General features: G+C 36.8%; 8 protein-coding genes. 3 read left to right on the forward strand and 5 right to left on the reverse strand.

Going from position 1 to position 6,384, the window contains the following annotated elements; all coding sequences use genetic code 11:
* Positions 1–56: 56 nt before the first annotated feature.
* Together ISP73_05915 and aspS are read right to left on the reverse strand one after the other, a co-directional pair.
* Positions 57–731, reverse strand: a complete 675-nt coding sequence (locus tag ISP73_05915) for a hypothetical protein (protein MBL6658121.1) — start codon at positions 729–731, stop codon at positions 57–59.
* Positions 732–788: 57 nt separating this feature from the next.
* Positions 789–2,531 carry an aspartate--tRNA ligase gene (gene aspS / locus ISP73_05920; GenBank protein MBL6658122.1) on the reverse strand — a complete coding sequence of 581 codons (1,743 nt, stop codon included), beginning with the start codon at positions 2,529–2,531 and terminating at the stop codon, positions 789–791.
* Between the two features lie 93 nt (positions 2,532–2,624).
* Here aspS and ISP73_05925 point away from each other — a divergent pair, with 93 nt between their 5' ends.
* Together ISP73_05925 and ISP73_05930 are read left to right on the forward strand one after the other, a co-directional pair.
* A complete protein-coding gene (locus ISP73_05925) occupies positions 2,625–3,077 on the forward strand; it encodes a nucleoside deaminase (GenBank protein ID MBL6658123.1) in 453 nt (150 codons plus the stop codon).
* Between the two features lie 27 nt (positions 3,078–3,104).
* Entirely contained in the window at positions 3,105–3,518 is a 414-nt protein-coding gene (locus ISP73_05930) for a BrxA/BrxB family bacilliredoxin (protein MBL6658124.1), read from the forward strand.
* A gap of 3 nt (positions 3,519–3,521) precedes the next feature.
* Here ISP73_05930 and gatC read toward each other — a convergent pair whose 3' ends face one another.
* Together gatC and ISP73_05940 are read right to left on the reverse strand one after the other, a co-directional pair.
* Complete coding sequence (gatC, locus tag ISP73_05935) at positions 3,522–3,812, reverse strand: Asp-tRNA(Asn)/Glu-tRNA(Gln) amidotransferase subunit GatC (protein MBL6658125.1); 291 nt, start codon at positions 3,810–3,812, stop codon at positions 3,522–3,524.
* Positions 3,802–4,533: a 1-acyl-sn-glycerol-3-phosphate acyltransferase gene (locus ISP73_05940; GenBank protein MBL6658126.1), complete on the reverse strand. Its 732-nt coding sequence runs from the start codon at positions 4,531–4,533 to the stop codon at positions 3,802–3,804. Before ISP73_05940 ends, gatC begins: the two co-directional genes overlap by 11 nt.
* A gap of 72 nt (positions 4,534–4,605) precedes the next feature.
* Between ISP73_05940 and trpS the strand changes: the two genes are divergently transcribed.
* Positions 4,606–5,574, forward strand: coding sequence for a tryptophan--tRNA ligase (gene trpS, locus ISP73_05945; GenBank protein MBL6658127.1), 969 nt, complete (start codon positions 4,606–4,608; stop codon positions 5,572–5,574).
* A gap of 50 nt (positions 5,575–5,624) precedes the next feature.
* Here the strand turns inward: trpS and ISP73_05950 are convergent.
* Positions 5,625–6,384 (reverse strand): T9SS type A sorting domain-containing protein (locus ISP73_05950; protein ID MBL6658128.1); only part of this gene is annotated, 760 nt, incomplete at its 5' end.

A 6,384-nucleotide genomic window follows, 5' to 3' on the forward strand; every position in this document is an offset into this window, starting at 1 on the left:
ATTTTGACATTTTTGTTTTAAATCTATAAGATGAAGAAATAGCTCTTCAATTTTCTCTAGATTTTTTCAGTAGCACGATTAACTATCATGCCGCCCTGTTTTTCAACTTCATTAGCAGAAGGCACGTTAGGGAGATGCTTATTTTTTTTAACAAAATCAAAAACTTCATCTAATGAATAATATGAATAGGATGGTAAATATGAGCTTCCTTTAAAATAGTTTTCAAAAACATAGTCTGGAGTATTAAAGGCGTTAGCCACTACATTCCCATTAACATGTAGCCTTTGACTCGGGGATGAGGTGCCAATTCCGACATTACCATTTATAGAAACGAATAAATCATTGTTGTTGGCCCCATCAACTTGAAATTTAGCAGTTGGGTTGTTGATATTTATACCAACATTACCAGTTGATGTTATCATTAACCTCCCATTATTATTCGTTCTTATATTTAAGTTTTGATTGTTGGTGCAACCTACAAAGTTGCTGGCAGTTATATTATTATTGCCATTTAGCCTCCAATGGTCTTCGAAGCTTTTCCAAAATGTACCACTAAAAAAATACAATTGATTTTGGTCATAGCCCAAACTTCCTTCATATGGCGAAGAAGTATTCAATAAATTAGAATGGTGGACATTTAATAGCTGGTTATTACTTTGAGCAAATGCTATAGCACATGCGCTTAATAAAAAAAAGGATGTAAAAATAAGTCGACAAGAATTGTAACTCAAGTTTGAATTGGGTAAAAAAATCATGGCAATAAATTAATGCTTCAATTTACAAAAAAATTATTTTAATTTGATGTTTAGTTCGTTTAATTGATGAGGGTTTATAAATGAAGGTGCATCAATCATAACATCTCTACCCGAATTATTTTTAGGGAAAGCGATAAAGTCTTTGATGCTTTCCTGCCCACCGAATAGCGAACAAAGTCGATCAAATCCAAAGGCAATACCACCATGTGGTGGCGCACCATATTCAAAGGCGTTCATCAAAAATCCGAATTGGTCTTTGGCTTCTTCTTCGGTAAACCCTAAGTGCTTGAACATCAATCGTTGTAATTCTTTATCGTGAATACGAATAGAGCCGCCACCTAGTTCTGTGCCGTTCATCACTAAGTCATAAGCGTTAGCTCTTACAGCCCCTGGGTCACTTTCTAACTTGTCAATATCATGAGGTTTGGGTGAGGTGAAAGGGTGGTGCATTGCATGGTAGCGTTCTGTTTCTTCATCCCATTCCAATAGTGGAAAATCAACCACCCAAAGAGGTGCAAACTCATCAGATTTTCTTAGTCCTAATTGTTCAGCAACTTGCAAACGAAGTTCGTTCATTTGCTTACGCACTTTATCGGTTTCACCTGACAACAAGAACATTAAATCACCTGGCTTAGCACCCATCTTTTCGGCCCACTTAGCTAAATCGTCTTGACTGAAAAATTTGTCCACTGAGGATTTAAATGTGCCATCGGTATTATACTTGCAATAGATTAAACCTTTCGCGCCGATTTGAGGCCGTTTGACATAATCCGTCAAAGCGTCTAGCTGTTTTCTGCTCCATTCAGCACAGCCTTTAGCACAAATGCCGACTACTAATTCAGCACTATCGAAAACTACAAAGTTATTCTGCTGAGTGACTTCATTCATATTATTGAAGACCATTTCAAAACGGATATCAGGCTTATCAGAACCATACTTTTCCATAGCCTCATCATAGGTCATTCTCGGGAATTTATTCAATTCTATCCCTTTAATTTCTTTCAATAAATGGCGTATTAAACCTTCAAACATATTCAAGATATCTTCTTGCTCAATGAAGGACATCTCGCAGTCAATTTGAGTAAATTCAGGCTGTCTGTCGGCTCTTAAATCTTCATCTCTAAAACACTTTACTATCTGGTAATATTTGTCAATACCACCTACCATAAGCAATTGCTTAAAAGTTTGTGGCGATTGTGGTAATGCATAAAACTGACCTTCATTCATTCGAGAAGGCACTACAAAATCTCTTGCTCCTTCAGGGGTTGACTTAATGAGGTAGGGTGTTTCTACTTCGATAAATTCTTGAGCATCGAGGTATTTTCTAGTCTCAGTAGAAAGGCGATGCCTCAATACAAGGTTATCTCTTACGGGATTTCTTCTAATATCTAAATAACGGTATTGCATACGCAAATCGTCTCCGCCATCGGTTTCATCTTCAATAGTAAATGGAGGTGTTTTAGCACTATTTAGTACATTTAATTGTTGTACTTCAATCTCAATATCGCCAGTAGGAATGTTCATGTTTTTGCTCGAACGTTCTATTACTTTTCCAATTACTTGTACGACAAATTCACGTCCTAATTTTCTAGCTTGTAAGCACAAATCTGAATCGGTATCCATATTGAAGGCCAATTGAGTAATACCATAACGGTCTCTCAAATCGACAAAGGTCATTCCGCCCAAGTCTCTAGTTTTTTGTACCCAACCGCTAAGTGTAACTTCCTCTCCAATATTTGAGTGGCGTAAGTCGCCACAGTGATGTGTTCGTAACATGATAATTGACTTAATTAAAGTCTGTAAAATTACGACTTATTTAACTTCTATCAGATTTTTGAAATAGTTTATTAAAAACTCTACTTTTGCTAGATGTTACAAGATTATTCCGACGACTATTTTATGAAAAAGGCTTTAGAGGAAGCCCAAAAAGCAAGGGACTTAGATGAGGTCCCAGTGGGTGCAGTTGTGGTTTGTGATAATCAAATCATTGCCAGAGCCCATAATTTTACGGAGCGTTTAAATGATGTTACTGCACATGCTGAGATGCAAGTTTTTACTGCTGCTGCAGACTATTTGGGAGGAAAGTATTTAAACGAATGTACGCTGTATGTTACTTTAGAGCCTTGTGTGATGTGTGCTGGCGCTTCCTATTGGACACAATTAAAGAAGGTGGTTTATGGTGCTAGCGATGACAAAAGAGGATTCAGGTCTAAGGCAGGGGAGGTATTGCATCCCAAAACAGAACTTGTCGGCGGGATAATGGCTGAAGAGTGCGGACAAATAATTACAGATTTCTTTGCTAGTAAACGTCAACTAAAGTAATTTTGTACCACCTAAAAAAATAATACTATGTATCCAGAAGAAATTTGTACACCAATGCGACTTGACCTTACTGAGGCTGGTTTTGAAGAAATGAAAACCGCCGAAGCCGTTTCATCTGTTTTAGATGAAAAAGAAGGAACTGTTTTGGTTATGATTAATTCAGTTTGTGGTTGTGCCGCAGGAAATGCACGTCCAGCAGTAAAAATGGCTGCCAAACACACTAAGGTTCCAACAAAGCTGACTACAGTTTTTGCAGGACAAGACAAAGAGGCTGTTGCAAAAGTTAGAGATTATTGCTTGCCTTACCCTCCGTCATCTCCCTCAATTGCATTATTTAAAGGTGGAGAATTAGTTCACTTTATAGAAAGACATCATATCGAAGGAAGACCAGCAGAAATGATTGCTGAAAATTTAATGCAGGCTTTCGACGAAAACTGCTAAGATTTACTTTTTTAATACAGTAGGCACTTTGAAATAATCCGAATCTTTGGACGGAGCATTTTTGAGTGCCTTTTCTTTGGGCAAATGTTCGCCAATCTCATCTTCCCTAAGCTTATTTGTCTCTTTATTTAGGTAGATAAGAGGTTCAATATTTTCGGTATCTACTTCGTTGAGCTTATCGACAAACTCTAATATCTTATTAAGGTCATCTTCCATTTTAGCTTTAGCGTCAGAGTTAAATTCTAACTGGCTAAGTTTGGCAAGTTTATCTATGAGTGTTTGGTCAATTTTCATATCGAATTAGTTCTTGTTCTATGGTGTTAAACACTTTTTCTTTTAGTTCCTGAATACTCATGCTTGAACAATTTTCAATGGGCTTGTGAATGGTTACCCTTGCTCGCATTGGTTTTCCTTCAGTAAAACGTTCTGGAAATATGTTCTTATTATCTGCAAAGGTAATAGGAATTACGCAAACATTTTGCTCTACGGCCAATCGAAATGGACCATTTTTAAATTTTGCCAATCGCCTATCGTCTTTAACAATTCCTCCTTCTGGATAGATAACCATGTTTTGCCCCTTCTTTATTTTCTGACCAGCTTCTTCAAAGGCTTGGTATGAATTTCTGAGGCTTTCTCGATTTACCAATACGTTAAACCGTTTGTAATAAAAACCGAATATAGGAAGTTTAACGAGCGATTCTTTCCCAATAAAAGCAATGGGTTTTTTACTGATAAAAAACATCATTGGAATATCTAATGTAGATGCGTGATTACTAAATAATAGGTACTGTTTTTTTGGGTCTAGTTTATGTTCTTTTTTAATGATGGGTATAATTCCGCTAGCATACATCATAAGTTTGCTGATACGGTGTAAAAAGAAATATAATGCAGGGTAAAATTTAGGACTGAATGTCATGAAAATTGTAATAGGCAGTAGTAAAAGGAAGGGTATGGCAAAGGTTAGTAAGAACCATAAGCGCCATAATAGACTAAGTGCTGATTGTAAAATTTTCATTTGTCAAACAAAAATAGCTAATTCGTCGACTTTTCTAAAGCAATTGTTATTTTTACAGTTCAAAATTGATTTATGGCAAGAGTTTTAACAGGCATTCAAAGTACAGGCGTTCCTCATCTTGGAAATATTTTAGGGGCTATAGTCCCGGCTATAAAGTTATCTCAAAACCCAGAAAATCAAAGCCTGTTATTCATTGCTGACTTACACTCTTTAACAAGTGTAAGGGATGCTGAATTACTGAGGTACAATACCTATGCTACTGCAGCCACTTGGTTGGCTTTTGGTTTTGACACTTCTGCCAACCTTTTTTACCGACAATCGGACGTTACTGAAGTGTGTGAATTGACATGGTATTTAAATTGTTTTACGCCATTTCCAATGTTGGCAAACGCCCATTCTTTTAAAGATAAATCGAATCGTTTGTCAGACGTGAATTCAGGCTTATTTACTTATCCAGTTTTGATGGCGGCTGATATCTTGCTTTATGATGCAGAGATTGTGCCAGTAGGTAAAGACCAACAACAACACCTTGAGATGACTCGTGATATTGCAGGCTCTTTTAACCATGCTTATGGCGATACTCTAGTTTTACCCGAGGCTCAAATTGATAAACGAGTCATGACAATACCCGGTACTGACGGACAAAAGATGAGTAAGTCGTATAATAACTTTATTAATATCTTTTTGCCTGAAAAGAAATTGAGAAAGCAAATAATGGGAATCGTTACGGATAGTACCCCTCTTGAAGAGCCTAAAGATTGGGTTTCTTGTAATGTGTTTAAGCTGTACGAACTTCTTGGCTCAGAATCACAGATTTCTGACTTAAAAGCTCAATATGAAAGCGGAAATTTTGGTTATGGACATGCTAAGCAAGCTTTATTCGAACTCATTTTAGAGCACTTTTCAAATGAAAGAGAACGCTTTAATTATCTAATGGAAAATACAGAGGAAATAGAGGCAGAATTATTGAAAGGAGCTGAAAAAGCTAGAGTCATTGCCCGCTCAGTACTTCAACGTATCAGAAAAAAAGTTGGGTATTAAATACGGAACCAAAATGGCCTAGTTCCGTCTCTAAAACACGTGTTTAGACTTTATTGAATTACAACTCTTTTATTAATTAAGCTAGTATTAGTTTTAACACTTAACAAATAGATGCCATTAGCATTTGAGCTGATATCAATAGATTTGTTAAAAATGTCATCCTGAGTATTGAACTGTTTTGAATAAACTTCTTTACCAAGGTAATTTGTGATAACAATATCAACAATACTGTTTTCAACGGTTTCAAAACTAATATTAAACTTACCTCTTGATGGATTTGGAGAAAGCTCAAGCTTATCGAACTCTTCGTTTTCCAGTCTTGCACCACCTAATATGTAATACTCCGGTTGAGAAAATGAGGTTGCCCAAGAGGTGCCGTTAGTTCCACATGCTCCCCTTATTTTCCAAGAAAACACATCGCCCACATTTTGGTTGTATTTTGCTTTTGAAGTAGCAGTACCGGGGATGTTATTCCACTGAAATTGTGCGCCAGTTGTAGTATTGGTCAATTCAAGGAAATAATGATCAGGAGCGCCACTTTCTGGAATATCCCAAGACATAATTACTGCTGTATTAGTGCCGTTTGAACTTGTTGTTAAATTCTCAGGCATCTTGTCGCATGGGTCTTCTGTGTTGAATGGTGAAAAGTCTCCCCATCCAGAATGATACATAGGGTCTGGGGCGCCATCTTGGTTAAGATTTCCACTACACCATGCTTTAGTATGCCACTCATAATTAGTGCTGGGAGTAAAGTTTCCTTTTAAACCATTTATATCGCCATTTGAGTTACCATTAATATAACGATAAGCG

Source organism: Flavobacteriales bacterium (assembly GCA_016779935.1).
Classification (GTDB): Bacteria; Bacteroidota; Bacteroidia; order Flavobacteriales; family UBA7312.

Bases quoted from the DNA above. Each gene is read 5' to 3' on its own strand.
- aspS (MBL6658122.1), bottom strand. From the start codon at position 2,531: ATGTTACGAACACATCACTGTGGCGACTTACGCCACTCAAATATTGGA.
- ISP73_05925 (MBL6658123.1), top strand. From the start codon at position 2,625: ATGTTACAAGATTATTCCGACGACTATTTTATGAAAAAGGCTTTAGAG.
- ISP73_05930 (MBL6658124.1), top strand. From the start codon at position 3,105: ATGTATCCAGAAGAAATTTGTACACCAATGCGACTTGACCTTACTGAG.
- gatC (MBL6658125.1), bottom strand. From the start codon at position 3,812: ATGAAAATTGACCAAACACTCATAGATAAACTTGCCAAACTTAGCCAG.
- ISP73_05940 (MBL6658126.1), bottom strand. From the start codon at position 4,533: ATGAAAATTTTACAATCAGCACTTAGTCTATTATGGCGCTTATGGTTC.
- trpS (MBL6658127.1), top strand. From the start codon at position 4,606: ATGGCAAGAGTTTTAACAGGCATTCAAAGTACAGGCGTTCCTCATCTT.